The 19,733-nt window shown below is 60.0% G+C and carries 16 protein-coding genes and 2 pseudogenes; all 18 read right to left on the minus strand.

The annotated features are described in order from the left end of the window. Positions 1-14 precede the first annotated feature (14 nt). Positions 15-509 (minus strand): GNAT family N-acetyltransferase, encoded by a 495-nt coding sequence (locus tag ACOYW1_RS12325; RefSeq protein ID WP_482423029.1) that lies wholly within the window; start codon positions 507-509, stop codon positions 15-17. Positions 510-1,007: 498 nt separating this feature from the next. Next, entirely contained in the window at positions 1,008-3,242 is a 2,235-nt protein-coding gene (locus ACOYW1_RS12330; protein ID WP_482423030.1) for a dynamin family protein, read from the minus strand. 225 nt (positions 3,243-3,467) lie between these two features. Continuing rightward, complete coding sequence (locus tag ACOYW1_RS12335) at positions 3,468-5,306, minus strand: BRCT domain-containing protein (RefSeq protein ID WP_482423031.1); 1,839 nt, start codon at positions 5,304-5,306, stop codon at positions 3,468-3,470. A gap of 102 nt (positions 5,307-5,408) precedes the next feature. Next, positions 5,409-6,140 (minus strand): nucleoside phosphorylase, encoded by a 732-nt coding sequence (locus ACOYW1_RS12340; RefSeq protein WP_482416223.1) that lies wholly within the window; start codon positions 6,138-6,140, stop codon positions 5,409-5,411. A 303-nt stretch (positions 6,141-6,443) separates the two neighbouring features. Then, positions 6,444-6,704 carry a hypothetical protein gene (locus ACOYW1_RS12345; RefSeq protein ID WP_482416222.1) on the minus strand — a complete coding sequence of 87 codons (261 nt, stop codon included), beginning with the start codon at positions 6,702-6,704 and terminating at the stop codon, positions 6,444-6,446. Between the two features lie 139 nt (positions 6,705-6,843). Beyond that, positions 6,844-8,910 carry a glycine--tRNA ligase subunit beta gene (gene glyS, locus ACOYW1_RS12350; protein ID WP_482423032.1) on the minus strand — a complete coding sequence of 689 codons (2,067 nt, stop codon included), beginning with the start codon at positions 8,908-8,910 and terminating at the stop codon, positions 6,844-6,846. An 80-nt stretch (positions 8,911-8,990) separates the two neighbouring features. Next, positions 8,991-9,869, minus strand: coding sequence for a glycine--tRNA ligase subunit alpha (gene glyQ, locus ACOYW1_RS12355; protein ID WP_180144824.1), 879 nt, complete (start codon positions 9,867-9,869; stop codon positions 8,991-8,993). Between the two features lie 419 nt (positions 9,870-10,288). Next, the gene (locus tag ACOYW1_RS12360) at positions 10,289-11,359 is read right to left on the minus strand and encodes a GHMP family kinase ATP-binding protein (protein WP_482423033.1); all 1,071 of its coding nucleotides are present in this window, start codon (positions 11,357-11,359) and stop codon (positions 10,289-10,291) included. A gap of 13 nt (positions 11,360-11,372) precedes the next feature. Further along, the gene (locus tag ACOYW1_RS12365) at positions 11,373-11,564 is read right to left on the minus strand and encodes a DNA repair protein RecO C-terminal domain-containing protein (protein WP_482423710.1); all 192 of its coding nucleotides are present in this window, start codon (positions 11,562-11,564) and stop codon (positions 11,373-11,375) included. Positions 11,565-11,664: 100 nt separating this feature from the next. Continuing rightward, positions 11,665-12,153 (minus strand): annotated as a pseudogene (recO, locus tag ACOYW1_RS12370) (DNA repair protein RecO); the annotation flags it as partial. A gap of 6 nt (positions 12,154-12,159) precedes the next feature. Continuing rightward, positions 12,160-13,524 carry a magnesium transporter gene (gene mgtE, locus ACOYW1_RS12375; RefSeq protein ID WP_482416218.1) on the minus strand — a complete coding sequence of 455 codons (1,365 nt, stop codon included), beginning with the start codon at positions 13,522-13,524 and terminating at the stop codon, positions 12,160-12,162. Between the two features lie 269 nt (positions 13,525-13,793). Next, complete coding sequence (locus ACOYW1_RS12380; RefSeq protein ID WP_180144811.1) at positions 13,794-14,060, minus strand: RodZ domain-containing protein; 267 nt, start codon at positions 14,058-14,060, stop codon at positions 13,794-13,796. Between the two features lie 61 nt (positions 14,061-14,121). Next, positions 14,122-14,367, minus strand: coding sequence for a hypothetical protein (locus tag ACOYW1_RS12385; protein ID WP_482423900.1), 246 nt, complete (start codon positions 14,365-14,367; stop codon positions 14,122-14,124). A gap of 25 nt (positions 14,368-14,392) precedes the next feature. Beyond that, positions 14,393-14,503, minus strand: a pseudogene (locus ACOYW1_RS12390) (hypothetical protein); the annotation flags it as partial. 35 nt (positions 14,504-14,538) lie between these two features. Then, positions 14,539-15,222: a SurA N-terminal domain-containing protein gene (locus ACOYW1_RS12395; RefSeq protein ID WP_482416216.1), complete on the minus strand. Its 684-nt coding sequence runs from the start codon at positions 15,220-15,222 to the stop codon at positions 14,539-14,541. 120 nt (positions 15,223-15,342) lie between these two features. Next, positions 15,343-15,732: a hypothetical protein gene (locus tag ACOYW1_RS12400; protein WP_482423034.1), complete on the minus strand. Its 390-nt coding sequence runs from the start codon at positions 15,730-15,732 to the stop codon at positions 15,343-15,345. Then, complete coding sequence (locus ACOYW1_RS12405; RefSeq protein WP_482423035.1) at positions 15,732-16,016, minus strand: hypothetical protein; 285 nt, start codon at positions 16,014-16,016, stop codon at positions 15,732-15,734. The genes ACOYW1_RS12400 and ACOYW1_RS12405 overlap by 1 nt, the downstream gene beginning before the upstream one ends. Further along, positions 15,994-19,509, minus strand: a complete 3,516-nt coding sequence (gene mfd / locus ACOYW1_RS12410; protein ID WP_482423036.1) for a transcription-repair coupling factor — start codon at positions 19,507-19,509, stop codon at positions 15,994-15,996. The genes ACOYW1_RS12405 and mfd overlap by 23 nt, the downstream gene beginning before the upstream one ends. Positions 19,510-19,733 lie beyond the last annotated feature (224 nt).

Here is a 19,733-nt window from a genome sequence, read left to right on the forward strand (position 1 = left end):
ATGATCGGTACTCGTTAAGCGGGAACCTCAGCGGCCATCTCGTGCCACTCGGCACCACCGTGGGTGGAGTTTGACTTGCAGATCCACCGGAATCCGAATTTTTCGTAAAAAGAGATGAGGTGGGTCTTGCAGAGAAGAAAAATGCTTTTGCGTCCCTGCTCCCAGGCCCCGGCCACATAGGCCCTCATGAGCTGCCCGGCAACGCCGGTTCCGGCCACGGACTCATCCACCACAACCGACATGATCACCAGGTTCTCCCCCTTGGGATCGTGGCCGATCATCGCCTTGATCTCCTCATCGGCCAGATCCACCTTGGAGGTGGCCCCGCCGTTCACAAAGCCGATAACCTCCCCCTGCCGCTCAGCCACAAGGAACCCCTCGGCAAAAGCTGCAATCCGCTTTTCGATGTTCTCCCTGCTTGCCGCTTCATCTTCCGGGTACCGCGAAGACTCAATACGATGACACACATCCACATCACTCAACTGCGCATTTCGAAAAACCAAGGACACGTCGATCCATACTCCTTAAAATAAGATTTAAACACATGCCTCCGGCGGCAAGGTGTGCCACCTTGAAAGCAGGTTGCGGATGCGTTTTGCCCCTCGTTCCTCGGGTCAAATCACATCCGCCTTTAAACGCAAAATTCATTTAAAAGGAATGTTTCAAACCTTTTTGTTAAGTTTTTTTATAACCTTAGACCCCTGAAAGACCGCCGGAGGCATAAGCTGAATAGTTACAAATGAGTTTACAAGTTTCCCCCACCTTGACACTGGAGCTTACAGGATGAGGCGATCTCAATTCTGGAGGCAGAGCCTCCGTGTCGCATTCCCAGGCAGAGCCTGGGAACGAAAGAGACCCTGATGCAGAAGATTGCCCCTTTCCATATTCAGCACGGGCGAAGCCCGTCAGGGAATGTGATGAGCCTGAGGAACGAAGGCGAAAGAGCATTCCCAAACTTAGGGTCCAGGGGATTTATCCCCTGGCCGCCGGAGGCCAGCTTTTAGCTCTTATGCCACCATCATTTTCACTTGATCCACTTGCCTGAAGAGACGGATCGCGTCCTTTTCCATGGCGTCCATGGCGTCCAGGACCGTCTCTTTGTCTTTGCCCGTCTCTTCGATGCGGCGGGTCAGCTCGTCGAGGCGTCCGATATAAACATGGAACCCTTCGGCGTGCCGTTCAAAAAGCTGATCGGCCAGAGCGTCGGCCAGTTTGTAGAGGTACCCCTCCTTGAGGGCTTCCTTGTAATCCCGAAGGTGCTGGCCCATGGACTCCAGTGCCTCTTTTCTCGTGCGGTTCATGCCGTCGGCAAGGGCTTTTTCACAGATGGCCGCACGATCCTGGGGCGCTTTGTTCAGGAGGTTCCGGACAAAATTGATCACCGTGTAGGCCCCGAACCGCACCATGGCCTCGGCACGCACACGCAGGGAGTAGTCCAGGACAGCCGACACCGAAGGAAAACGGATACCCGACACCTTCCTGGCCGTCTCCATGTCCATGGAAGGAAGGCTGCAGGGGGCGGTCTCCCCCAGGGTGAGGCCCAGCTCTTCCACGGCCTGGCGGTAATCTCCCAGGGTGTCGTTGATCATCAGCCCGTAGGGGGCGGTGATCTTGTCAAGATCGGCCATGAGGGACTCTTCCAGCTCCCTGGCAAGGCCGATGATCTTGGGAGAGATCTCTTCGGTCAGGAACCGATCCATGTCCTGTCGAAAATCGCGGTGCAGAGCCCCCATGGCGCGGATAAAGGCGTCCTCGTCTTCGTCCTGTGTGGCATAGGTCCCGTAGTCCGGCGCGTACTGCCGGATATGGGTCATGACATCGGTCACCACCTGCCCTCTGGAGGCATCGAAAAACCGATCCACCCTGCCGGAGAGGTCGCCCTTCACTTTTTTCAGGGCCCCGTCCAGGGTGCTTCGGATCATGGTCCTGACATGGGTCATCTTCTCCTGCTGATGGGTCAGGCCCGACACAAGACGGGAGGCGCTGTCCCGGTCCCGGGTAAGCATCTCCCGGTTGAGGCGGATCCACTGCTGCACCCCGCTTGCAATGACCATCTGGCGCTCGGCATGGTTGTTCAGGGCAATGAAGTACTTCTGCAGGGTGAGCTTCTCCTCCAGGGCCTTGATGAACCCATCCATGCCGGAGACCGACGCGCTGCTGAAGGCCTCGTCCAGGCGCCACTGCTCCAACCGCATGCGGTCTCGCTGGGAGAGGGTCTCTTCCAGGGAGGTCAGGAGCTGGTACAGGGCCGATACCGTGTGAACCTCGGGCTCCGGGATCAGCAGGGAGAGTTCTTCGGTGATCTTGGCAACGATGGCCTCCATGTTCTCCACGGAGTCGTGCTCGGAAAAGTCACAGTTCACCACAAAGGTGGTGTTCTCGGCGATGCCCATCTCACGGATCATGGTCAGGAAGCGGATATCGGCCCGGCGAAGGCCGGTGCGGGAGCTGATGACGTACACCAGCAGGTCGGCATAAACCAGATAATCCTGGATCATGGAAAGGTGGAGGGGGTTGGGGGAATCGCTCCCCTGGCAATCGGCGATCTCCACCGAGGGGTCCCAGGAGACAGTGTCGATGGTGAGGCAGACATCCTTCAAGTAGACGGCCAGCACCTCATCCCCGGAGTAGTCCCGGTGGGAGGCAAAATCATCCCCTTCAAAGCGGCGGGTCACCGCGTCGGGGCGGATCATCCCCTCCATGCGCTCATACCCTTTGAGGTAGGAGGAGAGAAGCACCGTGTGGACGTTGCGGGCGTCTTCGGTGATAAGCATGTCCCGGGAAAGCCCTTCGAGTCCTTCGGCCAGGGCGGCCCGGTGCCCCTCCTTACGCAGGTCAAAGGGCGTCTCCTCCACGGCGAGGTCCATGCCCGGCAGGAGTTCGGCGGCATGGGCAATCTCCCGGTTGATCTCGTCCCAGCTTTTGAAGGTAAGCTCCGAGGCCAGGGTCTCCCCGCAATGGATGCGGGTAACGATGGAGGTTACCACCCCGGCCCCCCGCTTGAGGTAATCCCCCTTGAACAACGAGTTCACAAAGGTGCTCTTGCCGGACTTGATGGGCCCCACCACGGCCACGCGGAAACTCTCGTCCCCGATCTGGCGGTCGATGCCGTCCAGGGTTCTCTCCCACCGATCAAAGGTCCCGTCAGCCACGGGCATGGCCCCGGCCGCTTTTGAAAAAAGGGCCCTGAAGTCACGGCCCGCTTTAAGAATCTCCTCTTTCAGCTCCTTGTATCGCTTCATAAACACCTTAACCCGCATGATTGATAATTGTTACTGCCCACCAGCTATGGTCAAAACAGCCTTCGATGGCTAAAGACCCCGAACACCCTTATCCCCTGGACCCCTGGACCGATTTTGTTTGGTTCGGATGGGACCTGTCATGAGAGCCCTCCCCTTAAGGAACGAAGGGAGAGCGCTTTGGCAATCTGGGGCCCAAGGGTGAGGCCACAATGAGATGCCGTACTTTTAGGACACCAGCTCATAGAACCGGTCCTCGTCGATAACCTCCACCCCTTTTTCCCGGGCTTTTTCAACCTTCTTGGCGCCCACATTGGCGCCGCACACCAGAAAATCGGTCTTGCCCGAAACCGAGGACTGCACCACGGCCCCGAGCTTTCGGGCCATCTCCTGCATCTCCTCCCGGCTTCCCCGCACCATCTTACCGGTGAAGACCACCCCTTTGCCGGAAAGGGGCGAATCCGAAGCGGACTCGGCCACCTCGGAGGCCAGGGGGGTGAATTCCAGCTGAAACCCGAGATCCAACATGTGACGGATGGTCTCACGGACGACGGCAAGGCCCGTGCCGATGTTTTCACACTTGGCCCCTTTAAACCCCCTGATATCGGCGGCAAGGATCTCATCCCCCGTTTTCTCGATAAGCTCGGCAAGGGGAAACACGGAAAGAAGGTTCCGGGCTTCGCTTTTGCCCAGGCTGCGGACCCCGAAGGCTGCCAGGAACCGCCAGTCTTCCACGGGCTCGGTACGGCTGATGCCCAAGGCGTTGTAGAGGTTTTCCGACTGCACCGGGCCAAAGCCCAGGGCCTGGAACTCCACAGCCTTCAGCTTGTAGATCTTCTCCAGGGTGTCGTACCCCTTCTCCACCAGCTTCTGCACCGTCTTTTTACCGAACCAGTCCGCGCTGCCCAGGGTCTTGAACCAGTGGACAATGCGCTGCTCGGCCTTGGCGCTGCACATGGGATTGACGCAGAGCAAGAACTTGTCGTCTTCTTCAAGGGGAGCGTCGCAGACAGGGCAGGTCTCGGGGATGGAGACCTCCTCGGACGGGGTGAGGACCTTTTCAAGCTTGGGGATCACCTCCCCGCTTCGAATGATCTCGATCTCGGCACCGGGACCTACGCTCTCGGAGCGGAGGCGCTCCAGGTTGTGGGCCGTGACGCGGCGGATGGTGGCCCCGGAGACCTTCACCGGGCTCACCTCCATCACCGGGGTGACCTTGCCGGTGCGGCCCACCTGCCAGGTGACGCTCTCCACAGTGGTGACGGCGCTCTCTCCACGGGTCTTGATGGCGATCTGCCAGCGGTGGTGGTGGCTGGTGGCACCCATGTGGGTACGCAGGGCCTCGTCCGTGACCTCGGCCACCAGGCCATCCACCGGGTAATCGATCCCGCCAAGGACCTCCTCGCGGATGGAATCCATGGACTCGATCATCTCCGGGCCGCTGCCCGTCCATTTATTCAGCTCAGAATAAGGGACAAAGCGCACCGCCTTGTCTTCCAGGGCTTTCTGGGCGTGTTCGTTGAGGACATCCGAGGTGATGATCCCCACGACCATGTTGCGGGGATGTTCGAAGTGGTCTTTGAGGTTCTCTTCAAAATAAGAGAGGCTCATGACGATCTCGCCGAGCCCCTTGCCGCGCCCGCCCACGGGAATCACTCCCTTGGCCAGGGCGCTGCTGATCTCATAGCCTTCAAAGCCGTTGCCGCGGGTGGCAAACTCCGTGCCGTCGTCCCTGCCGGCCAGGCCGTCGAGTTTGGCCATGACCTGATAGCTCACGGAGGAGAGCCCGATCTCCAGGGCCGCTTTATCCACTCGATTAACAAAGCGCTCGAGATCTTCGATTTTATACGCTTTTTCCGTGGAGAGCATGGGAACGGGATGTCGCACCTTTCCCTTGCCGTTAAAGGTCTCCGGTTCCACGGCCCCGAGGTAGGGGTGGGCCGGATTCATGGCTCGAAGGGCTTCCACCTTCTCGTCGTATTCCGCATCGGAAACCAGGGGCTCTCCGTTTCGATACGCCGCATTCAACCGCTTCAGCTCTTCAACGAGCCGTTCAATGTCATTCATAGAGTCCGTTCTATCGTGCAGGCCAGGTCAGCCAGTCATTTTTTATCATGTCGTTTTGGCCCCGCCTCCAAGGAGACGAGGCCGTGCGTACGGAACGTTTTATCAGCCGTCCTGGGGTTGCCCCCAGCTTGATTGCCCGGCCATAAGGCTCACGGCCTCAAGGGTCCGTTTGCGCCCCTCCTTAAAGGCCGGTGTCCCGAAGCCCTTGTTCCAGCTCAACCCGGAGACATCATCCGAGACCGTCATCAGCGCGGACATCTTGGCCTTGCGGTACCGGGCCGCGGTGAAAAAGGCCGAGGCCTCCATCTCCACGGCGATGGCTCCCAGGTCCTTGAACCGGTTGATCCGCTCCGGGGTCTCGCGGTACATGGCGTCGGTGGTCCAGGCCTTGCCCTCGGACACGGAAGTGCCGGCCCTCTCCAGGGTCTCCCGGACAAAGGCGGTCTGGGAAGCGGAAGGGGCCACGCAGTGTCCCACAGCCTCCACCCCGTAATGAAGCGACGTCCCCTCATCCACAAAGGCCCCGGTGAGGAGCAGTGTCTCCCCGATGCCGGGCTTGCCTGTCAGGGACCCGCACCATCCGGTAAACAGAAAATACTTACCGCCCCAGGCCACGAGGTTCTCCAGGAGCATCACGCCCTGGGGTGCCCCCATAAAGGGCCCTGCCACGGCGACATTGCCGGTGCGAAACAACCGCATGGGCATGGGAACGCCTTTGACTTCCTTGGCGTCCAGGGTCCTGATCAATTCGGAAAAATCGGGCTGAGTGGCCACAAGGACCACCTTTTCGGGAATCTCCGGCCCTTCCGGGGGGGTCACAATGCCTGTTGTCATGGTTGCATCCTCCTTAATTTTCCGATCACGCCGTCACACGTGGCGTCCATCCGACACGTGCCTCAGTCTCACTATATAATAGATCGCTGAACGGCACCTTAGATTATTTAACGGATTCGCAATATTGCAGGAAACCAGCGGCACGTGCCCCGCCCCATGGAAAACGACGGCAGGAAGCGCGGATTGGGGGGAGGCAACGCAAAAAGGGCGGCAATAGGTCATGGGACCCATTTTTCGGCGCCCCGGCACGGGGCGCCTGAATCAGTCAATGGCCCGCCGACAAACCGGCAGGCCTACAACCCGTTACCCCATGGGGTCAAGGTTGTTTTCCAGCTCGTCTTTGATATCGTCAATGATATCGTACAGAAAGCTGATATCGCTGATGGAGAGGCGACCCGCCTTGGCGGGGGCTCGGTCGGTACCGTCCTTTTTCTTGAGGATTCGGGGGCCGATCTGCACCTTGGGCTCGCCTTTGTCGTACTGGTTGATGGAGACAAGAAGACCGGTGTCCTCGCATCGCCACTCTTTGAGTTTCTTATCCTTTTCCGGATCAAATCCAGCCATGGACTCCTCCATTTTTTTCTGTATACCGCTTTTTGCCTAAGCACAAAAACCGGATGGGTGGTGGTTTAGATAAAGGCCCCGTGGCCGATACGGGCGTACGTCCGCCCCTTTCAAAAAGGTACCGCGGGGCCTGTAGAGATCAAGCAGAGAGTTTGGAAAAATCAGCAATATCCCCGAAGAGCCCTGCAATACCGGCCAGGATGGCCAGGCGGTTGGCCCGGACATCGGGGTCTTCGGCCATGACCATGACGTCTTCAAAGAACCGGTCCACTGAAGGTCGAAGCCCGGCCACGGCGGTGAGAGCCTTGTCGTAGCCACCGACCTTGAGGGCGTCTTCCACCTCGGTGCGGGTGGCGGCAAAGGCGTTAACGAGCTCTTTTTCGCTCTCGTGTTCAAAAAGCGGGGGTCTCGCGGGAAGGTCCGCCTTTTTGATGATGTTGACCACACGCTTGAAGGCTGCGGCCACGGCTTCGAAGTCTGCCTTCTCCTTAAGCTCGGAGAGGGCCTTCACACGCATCCAGATGTCCGGGACCACGTTGATGCCCACGGAGGTGACAGACGCCACAACGTCTTTGGCGTACCCCTCTTCAAAGAGAAGGTGATCGATGCGTCCGCGGAAAAAATCGATGATGGCAGCAACGGTCTCGTCCGTGTTGACCTCGATGCGATCGGCATAGGCGGCAACGCCCTCTTCCAGCACGGGGCGCAGGGGAAAGGCGTACCCCATCTTCACCATGATCTGGGCAATGCCAATGGCCTGACGGCGCAGGGCATAGGGGTCGGCGCCCCCGGTGGGGATGAGGCCCGCTGCAAAGCAGCCGCAGAGGGTGTCGAGCTTGTCGGCCAGGGCCAGCAGAGCACCTTCTTCGGTCTGGGGAAGCTCCCCGCCGGAGTAGAGGGGCTTGTAGTGCTCCTGGATGGCGGCGGCCACGGCCGCGTCCTCCCCTGCTCTCTCGGCGTAGACACGACCCATGACACCCTGGAGCTTGGTGAACTCCACAACCATGTGGCTGACGAGGTCGGCCTTGCAAAGCTCAGCCGCACGGGTGGTGAGGGCCGCGGTATCGGCAGAGGCTTCGGCAACCCGGGCCAGGACGCCGGCCAGGTGACGGATGCGTCCCACCTTCTCGTGAACGGTGCCGAGCTTGGCCTGGAACAGCACGCCCTTGAGGCGCTCCACCCAGGCATCGGGGGTCTCTTTGAGGTCTTGGTCAAAGAAGAATTTCGCATCGGCAAGACGGGCGCGCAGAACCTTTTCGTGGCCGCGGCGCACCAGGGAGAGATCCTTGACGCGGGTGTTGTTCACCACAAGGAAGGCGTTCTTGAGCTTGCCCGCCTCATCCACCACGGCAAAGTACTTCTGGTGTTCGCGCATGGAGGTGATGAGCACCTCGTCAGGCACGGCAAGGAAGTCCTCGTCAAAGGTCCCGATAACCACCACCGGATACTCGATGAGGTTGGTGACGGTGTCGAAGAGCTCCTCATCGGGGAGCAGCACACCACCCGCCTCTTTGGCGGCTTCGGTTACCCGCTCCTTCACCATGACGCGACGGGCGTCGAAATCTGCGATGACGTTGACCTTCTCCAGGATCTCCAGGTAGGCATCGGGGTTATCGATGGCCACGGGCCCGGGGTTCATGAAGCGGTGACCAAAGGAGGCGTTTCCGCTGGTGACGTTGCCGAAGGAGAAGGGAATCACCGTCTCACCCAGGAGCGCTACGATGTTCTGGACGGGGCGCGCAAAGGTGACGGAGAGGTCGGCCCAGCGCATGGTCTTGGGAAAGGGAACCTTGTGGATCAGCTCGGGAAGGATCTCCGAGAGGACCTCCACCGAAGGCTTGACCTCTTCGGCCACGCTGGCACAGAGGTACCGCCCTTTTTTGGTCTCCTTGATCTGGATCTCGGACACGTCGATGCCCACCTTCTCCGCAAACTTCACGGCGGGCATCTTGGGGGTGCCGTCGGCGTCATAGCCCACGGACTCAGGGGGCCCGGTCACTTCGGTGGTCTCGGCTTTCTGGCCCTCGGCCACGCCTTTAACCATGACGGTGAGGCGACGGGGGGTGCCGTAGGTGGTCACCTCCCCGGCGTCGATGCGGTTCTCTTTCAGCCTGTCGGCCACGGCCGCGGCTAAAAAGTCAAGGGCGGGCCGAATATACCCGGCAGGAATCTCTTCCGTTCCAATTTCAAAAAGTAAGGTCTTCATATCTCACCTGTATGTCGGCTGCGATGATGGTGCAGCAAAATCTGTCGTAAGGACGGGCCGAAGCCCGCACGGGGAACTCATCAGCCCTGCTGTTTCTTCAGCATGGGGAAACCGAGACGCTCCCGCTGCTCGATGTACCCGTGGGCGCAGATACGAGCCAGGTTTCGGATCCTGCCGATGTAACCGGTTCGCTCTGTAACGCTGATGGCCCCGCGGGCGTCGAGGAGGTTGAAAAGGTGCGAACACTTGATGCAGCACTCGTAGGCGGGCAGGACGATGCCCTGCTCGATGATGCGTTCGGCTTCTTTTTCATACTTCTTGAAGAGGTCGAGGAGCATGTCCACGTCGGCCACCTCAAAGTTGTAGGTGGACTGCTCCACCTCCTGCTGATGGAAGATATCCCCGTAGGTGAGGGTGTCGTTCCACTTAAGGTCGTAGACGCTGTCCACGCCCTGCAGGTACATGCAGATGCGCTCCAGGCCGTAGGTGAGCTCCACGGACACGGGCTTGACCTCTATGCTGCCCGCCATCTGGAAATAGGTAAACTGGGTCACCTCCATGCCGTCGAGCCACACCTCCCAGCCAAGGCCGGACGCCCCCAGGGTGGGCGACTCCCAGTCATCCTCCACAAAACGGATATCGTGGTCCATGGGGTCGATCCCCAGCACCTTGAGGCTGTTCAGGTAAAGTTCCTGGACGTTGTCGGGTGAGGGCTTCATCAGCACCTGGAACTGGTAGTAGTGCTGCAGGCGCATGGGGTTGTCGCCGTAGCGACCATCCGTGGGACGACGGGAAGCCTGGGCGTAGGCAACCTTCCAGGGCTCGGGCCCGAGGCACCTCAAAAGGGTCGCAGGATGAAAGGTCCCGGCCCCCACTTCAAGGTCTAAGGGCTGGCTCAGCACACAGCCGGTGCCCGCCCAGTATTTCTGCAACGCTAAAATCACATCCTGAAAATTCATCTTTTGATTCCTCAAATAACTCGGTGCCTGGAAAGACGCTTCCTTAAAAAACGGGTGTGGACCCACACCCCGCCCCTTTCACGGTCGTAAAGGTTTATATCCTGTGATGGCCTGCAAGGGCGCAGGGTATCGCGATGCGACACGCTATATAATGGGGTACCTCGCCACCGCAACACAACATGCGTGGAAAACGTCCGGATTACATCCCTTTGCTGCACGGTCATCTTATTTTAACCAAAGAAAACTACATGATAAGATAGCGATAGTCAATCAAAAGGCGCAGGGCATCCGCCCCGTGCCGGGGCCTTCGCAAGGGCCCGGAAACACGAAAAAATAACTCATTGCACCCGGACAGGAGCCAAGGGTTTGAAAAGCTTGACAAAGGAGACGGACACCCCTGTCCTCTGCGGCCCGGATTGTCAGGAAACAGGCGCCTCCCAGGCCTCGTCCCCCTCGGTGGCCACCCCGTGCCATGCCACGGCAGGCGGCAGGAGCTTTGCACCGGGAATCTCCGCGCAGATGGCCCCCCAGGCATCCCTCACGGCTGCCATGTCCCCGACCCCCCCCACGGCCCAGAGGCACCCGCCGCCACCGGCACCGGTGAAGCGGGCGCCGCAACCCAGGGCCACAGCGCTTTCCACCAGGCGCGTTCCCGTTTCGTCCAGCACATCCGGCGTCATGGACAGACGGATGCGTGTCTCGCGGTTCATGAGCTCTCCGGCCCGTCGCCACTGGCCCGCGGCCATGGCCTCGGCAAAGGCGTGGGTCAGCTCGATGATGCGAACCCACTCCGCCCTGTGGCGCCCGGCCAGAAACCCTTTGACCCATCGCCCGTTGACGTCCAGGGAATCATGGGGAATGCCGCAATAGGCCACCGCCATGTGAGCCGACGGCTCCGCGCCCCCGGCGTCGCACAGCTGCGTCCGCCGGTACCGCCCCTCCCCGTCCCAGTGCCAGAGGGAAACCCCGCCGAAGGCGGCGGCCATCTGGTCCTGGATGCCGCAGACAACACCCGCCACGGCGCTCTCCACGGATTGCGCAATGCGGGCGGCGCGCTCTTTCAGGGCATGGCCGTCCTCCATGCCTTCCAAGGCGATGAGAAAGGCAGCGCACAGGGCCACCGCAGCGACAGAAGAGCCCCCCAGGGCGCTGCGGGGCGGCGAGGCTGAATCGATGTCAATGGCCACCCCTGAAGCATCAAAATAGGCGGCGATGCCGAACATCAGGCCCATGGGGTGATCAAAGGGAAGCTCCCTGGCAGGAAATTCGGCGGGTTCAAAGCCCCGGGAGGAGACGCGCACCCGCCCGGGGGTGTACGGCGCGATGCGAACCCGCGTCCGCAGGTCCAGGGCCAGGTTGAAGGTGACGGGATCCAGGTGCCGCAACGGAAGATGAAAGGTAGCCAGGTCAAGGGTCCCCCCCATATCCACCCGGCAGGGTGCGGAGGTCACGACGGTTGAAGAGATGGGACGGCCTGTGTCATGGGGCATGGCGGGATATCCTTTACATGGATCGGATTTTGGATAGATAAGAGAGGCTCTTGGGTTCTCGCCCCAGGTGTCGTGGCAGGAACCGTTCCATGAGGGCCAGGGCCTCTCGCTCTGTGTTGGGACTGAACCGCACGCGAAAGGCACCCTCCAGCCCTTCGTCCAGCACCCAGCGAAGCTGCTTCAGGGTCCCCACGGAGATGGCCATGCGATGGCGGGCCTCGCCCCGGCACTGCGGGCAGACCAGGCCCCCGCGATCCAGGTCGAAGAGCACCCGGTCCCCGGACGGTATTCTCCATGGAGGCGCCGCACCCGGCGCACGGGCCGAGGGACGGCGCAAAGCCGGCGATATCAAGGAAAAGCATCTGAAACAGGACACTGACACTCCCCGGAGATCTCCGGGAGTCGTTGAGGGCGCCCAGGGCGGACTCGAAAAGGGTAAAGAGGCGCTTCTGAGGCACATCCTCTTCCAGCCACTGAATGGTCACCTCGGACCAGTAACCGGCATAGGCGGAGCGCAGATAGTCGGTACGGATGGATTCGTAAGGATCCAGAATGGAGGCCTCTTCCAGGTAGGGCAGGCCCTTTCCCTGGCGCACCACGATCTCCAGGAGGGTGGCAAGCTCCAGGACTCCGGAAAACCGCTTCACGCTCTTCTTGGCGTTCTTGGCAAAGGCACTCACCTTGCCCTTGTCCGGGGTGAGGAAGGTGAGGACCACATCGTGGTCCCCGTACTCCACCTTGCGGAGCAAAATAGCCCGGGCCTTCCGGATGATCACCTGGGGGACGAGAGCCATACCGGCCTAAAGCCCCAGGAGCTGGGTGGCAATCTTAAAATAGCAATAGACACTGATAATGTCGATGCTGGTGGTGACAAAGGGGCCCGTGGCAACGGCCGGGTCGATGTTGATGCGCCCGAACACCATGGGAACCAGGGAGCCCACCAGGGCGGCGATGGACATGGACGAAAGAACGGCCAGCCCCACGGAAACGGCGAGCATCATGGTGTTGATCTCCGAGCCGAACCGCACCTGGGCGGCAAGGGCGATGAGCCCTCCGTAGATGATACCCAGGATCATGCCGATGCTGAGTTCCTTGCACACCACGTTCCTCAGGTCGTCGGCCACGAGACGCCCCGTGGCAAGGCCCCGCACCACAATGGTGGAGGACTGGGTGCCGATGTTCCCGCCCATCCCCATGATCACCGGGAGAAAGGCGGCGAGGTAGGTCACCTGCTTCAGGGTGTCTTCAAAGTGCCCGATGATGAAAAAGGCAAGAATTCCCCCGATGCAGCTGGCAAAGAGCCAGGGCAGGCGGATGCGGGTACTGCTCACAATGGACTGGGTCTCCACGAACTCCTCGCCCACACCGGCCATCTTCAGCATGTCCTCGGTGGCCTCCTGGCGGAAAATGTCGATGACGTCGTCCACGGTGACGATCCCCATGAGGCGATTGTTGTCGTCCACAACGGGCACCGCCAGGATATCGTAGCGCGCAACGATCTTGGCCACCTCTTCCTGGTCCATGTCGGTGGTAACGGAGAAGATGTCCGTGGTCATGAAGTCCTTCAGGGGCGTACCGGGCTTGACCACCACGAGCTGACGCAGGGAAACCACCCCCACAAGCCGTTCATGGTCGTCCACGACGTAAAGGTAAAAGGGCATCTCTACATCGGGGAAGTCCTTCTGAAGGGACTCGATGGCCTCCCGTGCGGTGATCTCTTCGGCAAGGGCCACAAAGTCCGGGACCATGATCCCGCCCGCGGTGTCGTCGTCATAGCTGAGGAGGTCCTCAACCTCTTCGGACTCCTCGGTCTTCATCTTTTCGAGAACGGCGTCGGCCTTCTCTTTGGGCAGGTCTGCGATGAGGTCGGCCACGTCGTCGGCGGGCATGTGGTCGAAGACGTCCAGAAGCTCTTCCACCTCGATGGTCTCGATAAAGTCCGTGAAGGTGTACTCGCTGAGTTCACTCAGGAGCACCGCCCTCTGTTCGTAGTCCTCTATCATGTCGAAGAGCTTGCGCTGACTGTTGACCGAAAGGTTCCTGAAGACAACGGAGAGGTCCGCCGCGTGTGTCTTGTTGACGATCTTTTGAAGGTTGGTGAGGGCCCCACGCCTCAAAAGCCGCTTGATGGTCTCTTCAAGAATTTTGTTCCTGTCTTCGCTCATGATAATCCTCCCCGCATGACAGGGCCCCAACGGCCCTGACGGCAGACAGGGCACGGTACTCCCCAAGGGCCCCACGAAACAAATCGGGGAACGCCCTTCGGGGCTGCCGTGTCCTGCTTCCAAGGCCCGACAAGATCAGAGGCGCTGTTGTCCTGATCGTGTCGGGGTCAAAAGGTTTCCCGCCATCTCAAGGTGGCGGAGTAAAAACAAAAAAGCCGGCCTGTGCCTGCCGGCTTTTGCGGCGGTGGCCCGGCCCTTCCAAGGATCTGTTACGGAATCCAGAGGTTCACCGGCCGCCCGCAGGGCCCGGGAATCTCCACGGGCCGCCCGTTGTAAAACAAGGCGACGGCGCACTTGTCTTCCAGAAGAATATTGAAACTCTCCACCGCACGGATGGAGATGCGCTCCCCCTGTCTCATGGCATAGGGCTTGGGCTGACTGCCGTCGGCACTCACCTTGACATGGGCCTTTCCGGCCGACAGGATCTCCAGAAGGAGCCCCTCACGGGTCTTTTCGGAGCGCCTTTTCTCTTTCACTTTTTTCTCGGGTATGGTGCGAGCCTCTGAGGGAGGCTCCGCCTGCTCTGATACGCCGGTGTCAGGGGGCGTCAAAAAAAAAAGAGACCCCCAGGACCACAAAGGTCACCAGACAAAGCAGGGCAAAAAGAATCCCCAGGTTCCGTTTCCGGTCCCCGGAGCTGCAGAAGCGGACACCCTCCGGAGCCGGAGGGTACGCTTCCAAGTAGAGAGAAACCGCTGTTTCCCCGTCGGCGCCGCACGCCTCTGCCATGGAACGCAGGAAGCTCTTGAGCATCTCGGAGGGCGCTGCGGTCTCCCGCCTCAATGCTCTCCACCACATGACGGGAGAGCTTGGTTTCGCGGCACACCGTTTCAATGGTGATGCCGTTTTGCAACCGGGTATCCCGAAGGTATTCGTTAAATTGGGGCCGTTCCCGAACCTCATCTTTGTTTTCAGCCATGCGCCCCCTTCCTTCACTGCCGCCGGCCTGCGGTATTACTGAATCACCTTGATATGTGCTTCTTTTTTCAAATCACTGAGCCACTGGGCGAATTTCTTGCCCACGGCGTCCTGGTACAACTGATCGGTAATGGATGCGTGAAGCGCCTCTTCCAGGGGCTTGTTCCCAAGCTCCTTTTTATTGGCGTCGTAGTATTCCTGAACATCTTCGTCGGTGATGACGATTTTTGATTTCACCTCGTAGCTCACCAGACGGTTCCTCAGCAGCTGGTTCCTGATCTCGCTGCGGTAGGTCTCGTAATCCAGGCCCTGGGCTTTGAGCTGGGCCCGTAACGCCTCATCGGTGAACTGGTTGAGGCTCTTGACCCGTTCAATGGCCCGGTCCACTTCCTTTTCGCCGATATGGATATCTTTTTTCGCCACAAGCTGATCGGTGAGTTTTTTCTCCACAAGCTGATTGATCAGATCCTCACGCAGTTTGAACCGCATCTGCATCTCTTTTTCAAGAGGGTAATTCATCTGGCGGATCTTTGCTTCATAGGGGGCCAGCTCTTCGTTCAGGTCCGTAAGGGTCACCACATCATCGTTGACCACGGCCACGATGCGATCGATCACCTCGGCTTTTTTCGCCGCCGCCGTCCCTGCCACAAGACAGGCTGAAACAGCCACGAGCACACACCACACCCATTTTTTACATTGTCCGGTCGTTGACTTAATCATAAATTCGTCCGACTCCGATTAAACACTGCTTCGCCGAATCGCCTGAAATAAAGAGCGATTCAACACTTGCAGCCAAAATGCCCCCCATTTCCGCGGGACGTTTTTTCCCACCAAGGAACGCTACGGTCTGCCTTCTTCAAGGATCTTTTCCCACAATTCGCCGTTAACTTCAATTGAATATTTTCCTTGAGCGCTCCGCCGCCAAGCACGATAGGCTGCTTCCATACGTGAACGCCTGACCTGCCTGACCAACCCCTCTTCACTCAATGTCGAGGACGTTCCGCCCTGGACCGCCTGGAAATCAGCATAGGAAAGGAGGCGTTCATTCCTGAATTCCGACGCAAGGACCTGCTCTGCCAGGAGCCGGTTGGCCAGCCGCCGCTTCCAGAGGGCAAAGGAGATCCCGCGATCCGTCAACTCCTTTTCGAATGCCCCCTCGGGGTACCCTGCCCCGGCATCAGCCACAGCTGCGTCCAGGGCCCCCTCCCGAAGGGTGATGCCCTTTTTCATCAGGCAGACCGCCAGCAGAGAGCTTCCTCCTGAAGCTGGTGCAGCACCCCCTTGCGAATGGCCGCCACCTCTTCCCCCTTGGAAAGGCTTTCATAGGGATAGCCCTGGAGCGCCAGCTTCAGGGCATCCTGGTAATCCCCCGCAGTCACGGCCCGCCCCCGGCATGAAAGCAGAGGTGTTTCCGGGTCCTGACCGGCCCCGCCGGTGCACCCTGTAAAAAGCCCTGAAGCAACAAGTACAGAAAGGGCCAGCACCCCCCGCTTAATTGTCTGACGGGTTAACATAGGCCGCCACCTCCTTGAGAATATTCTTGCACTGCGTCAGCAGGCTGCTGTTGGTTCCCTTGGTCAGGGTCGCCCGGAAGAGAAGATCCGGCGTCAGCTCGTAGCGCCCCTCTCCCCTGGCCGTCACCTCCACGATGGCGTGGGGCACCTTCTGGTGAAGATCGGAAAACGACAGGGATAGCTGGGTGCCGGACAGTTCGAGTTTTTTGACCCCCGCCCTCACCGCCTCGATCCTCAGCATGATCTTCAAAAGGACGTTCATGGCCTCTTCCGGCAATTTGCCGTAACGGTCCACGATCTCGCCTTTGATATCGGCGATCTCCCGGAGCTCTCGCATCTTGGCAAGGCGCCTGTACAGCACCAGCCGCTGCTCGATGTCCGGGACGTAGTCCTCCGGGAAGAAAGTGGAGAAATTAACGTTGATCTCGGGTTCCAGGGCATGGACCTTGGGCTGCCCCTTGAGTTCGGAGATGGCCTCGTCCATGAGGGTGAGGAACATGTCGTAGCCCACGGCGGCGATGTGCCCGGACTGGGAGGCACCCAGGGCAGCGCCCCCGCCCCGTATCTGAAGATCGCTCATGGCAATCTGGAATCCGGCCCCCAGGTCGGTGTGCTCCATGAGCACCTTCATGCGCTTGGCCGCATCCCGGCTCAAACGGGCCTCCTCGGGTACGAACAGATAGGCAAAGGCCTGCTCGTCCCCGCGGCCGATGCGCCCCCTGAGCTGATAAAGCTGGGAAAGCCCGAACCGGTCGGCCCGGTTCACGATCATGGTGTTGGCCGAAGGGATGTCCAGGCCGGACTCGATGATGGTTGTGGTCACCAGCACGTCAATCTGCTTTTCCACAAAGGCGAACATCACCTTCTCCAGCTCCCGCTCGGTCTGCTGTCCGTGGGCCACCCCAACCCGGGCCGCAGGCACCAGGTCCCGGATGCGATCGGCCATGCGCTCGATGGAGGCCACGTTGTTGTGGACAAAGAAAACCTGCCCCTGGCGGCCAAGCTCACGGGTGATGGCCTCCCCCACAATGGCGTCGTCGTATTCGGCGATATAGCTGATGATGGCCTGCCGCTCTTCAGGGGGCGTGGAGATGACGCTGATGTCCCGCATGCCCGCAAGGGACATGTGGAGGGTCCTGGGGATGGGGGTGGCAGAGAGGGCCAGCACGTCCACGGTGCTCTTGAGCCCCTTGAGTTTTTCTTTATGGCGGACCCCGAACCGCTGCTCCTCATCAATGATCAAAAGGCCCAGGTCCTTGAAGTCGACATCTCCGGAAAAGAGGCGATGGGTCCCGATAACGATGTCCACCTTGCCCTCTGCCAGGGCTTCGACAATGCGGCGCTGCTCCGCAGCCTTGCGGAAGCGGCTGAGGCTCTCCACGATAACCGGGTAGCGATCGAACCGCTCCCGAAACGTCTTAAGGTGCTGCTCGGCCAGGACTGTGGTGGGAACCAGCACCGCCACCTGCTTGCCGTCGGCCACGGCTTTAAAGGCGGCGCGCATGGCCACTTCGGTCTTGCCGTAACCCACGTCCCCGCAGACCAGGCGGTCCATGGAGTTCTCTTTCTCCATGTCGTCCAGGACATCGTCGATGGCCCGGAGCTGATCCCGGGTCTCTTCGTAGGGAAAGGAGGCCTGAAACTCGTTGAAGTAGGCATCGGAGGCGGAAAACTTGAATCCTTTTTTCACCTTGCGCTCGGCGTAGAGCTTGAGAAGCTCGCCGGCCATCTTCTCCACCTCTTTCTTGGCCTTGGCCTTGACCTTGTCCCAGGACTTGCCCCCCATGCGGTCCAAAAGGGGCTTGTGCCCTTCGACACCCACGTACTTCTGGATCATCCCCATGCGGTCCACGGGCAGGTAGAAGCGGTCATCGTCCTTGTATTCGATGGCCAGGTAGTCGCTGGTAATCCGCCCCACCACGATCTTGGTCAGCCCGACATAGCGACCGATACCGTGTTCGTCGTGGACCACGAGGTCCCCTTCCTTCAACTCTCCCAGGGAGAGGAGCTCGTCCCGGGCCCGCCGCTTGGCACTGCGCACCACCCGCCGCTTGGCTCCGAAGATCTCGTCCTCGGTGATGACGGCCAGGCCCGCGTCGGCCCAGAAAAAGCCGGTGGACAGATGCCCCACGGCAATGCGAAGGGCGCCTCCGCGGGGGGTCGCCTCCCGGTTGTACGTTCCCACGGGCGGCTCAATGCCGTAGGGTTTCAACAGCTCCAGGAGCCGTTCCACCTGGGGCTCACGACTGCAGAGGATCCAGGTGAGATGCCCTTCCCGGCGAAGGGACTCCAGGCGATCCACCAGGGGCTGCAAGGGAGACTCGTCCCGTGTGTGGCGGGTCTTGAGTTCAGCGGTGAGGGCGCTGTGATCGGAAATGGCAAGGGGAAGGCTTCCACCGGCATCCATGGACTCGGTGGCCACCATGGCGTATTCCAATACCCGACACGCCTTGAGGTGGGTTTCCAGTTCTTCCTTGCCCAGAAACAGCTGCTCCGGCTCAACGGTGAGGCGATTCCCCTTCTGCGCCAGCTCGTAGTTGCCCGCCACCCTCTGGAGAAAGGTATCCCTGCTCCTGCGCAGGCCGTCCGGGTCCGGGATCACCATCAGGGCATTGGAGGGCAGGTAATCCATAAACGTATCCAGGGACGGGTAGACCAGGGAGAGGAGACTCTCCACCGTGGCGCCCCCCTCTTCCTCTTTGACGCGGCCCACCAGGTCCTTCACCTCGTCGAGGGGAACACCCGCGGCTGCGGCAGCCCTTCGTATCCTGCCCACCACCTCTTCCAGCTTTTCACGGCGCAGGATGGTCTCCCTGGCGGGAAGGAGGACCGCCTCCATGAGAGAGCCCTTTCGCCTCTGGTTGGTGGCGGAAAACAGACGAATGGAGTCCACCACATCACCAAAAAACTCCACGCGCACCGGGTCGTCATGGTAAGGTGAGAAGAAATCGACGATGCCCCCCCGAACGGAAAAATCCCCGGGCTCCTCCACAATGGAGGTGCGGACATAGCCCCCTGCCACCAGGTTTGAGATGAGTTCCCCGCGATCCACCTCCTCGTTGACCATGAGGAGATCGGCGTAGGCGTTCATCTCCTCCTTGGGGATCAGCCGCTGCATCAGGGTGTCCACGGTGGTCACCACGATCTTGGGCATGCGGCCTTCCAGCATGGCATAAAGGGTCCGGATCCTCTTGGCGGAGGTCTCCGCGTGATAGGACACCGATTTATAGGGCAGGATATTATAAGGGGGGAACAGGGCGGCCACGTCGTCTGTGGGCACCCCGGCAAACAGGGAGAGGTCCCCCAGAAAAAGGTCCACGTCCTTTGTGGTGGGAAGGACCACCACAAGGGGGCCCGGGACCAGCCGGGAGATGGTGTCCGTGACCAGGGCTTTTTCAGACCCGGCCAGCCCGGCGATGACGGAGGAGGTCCCTTTGCCCTGAAGTTGCGCCAGGAAAGGACGCAGGATGTTTTCCACTTGATTTTGAGCCATATTCACTGTACGGAAACATTACGGATTGAAAACAAAAAGCGCTTGCCGGCACGACACTACCCCAAAACGCCACAGCCGATGGGACGCACCGATGCCGGTTCTCTTCCCCCTCCCCTTATTTCAGCCTCAAAAGAGAAGTGAAGATAAAACAATAAAGAAGCATCCGGCAGGATGCGTGCACAGAGCCTACAGGAAATACCCCAACACCCTTTTATGCGAGCTCC

The organism is Desulfoluna sp. CYM3A (assembly GCF_056829965.1).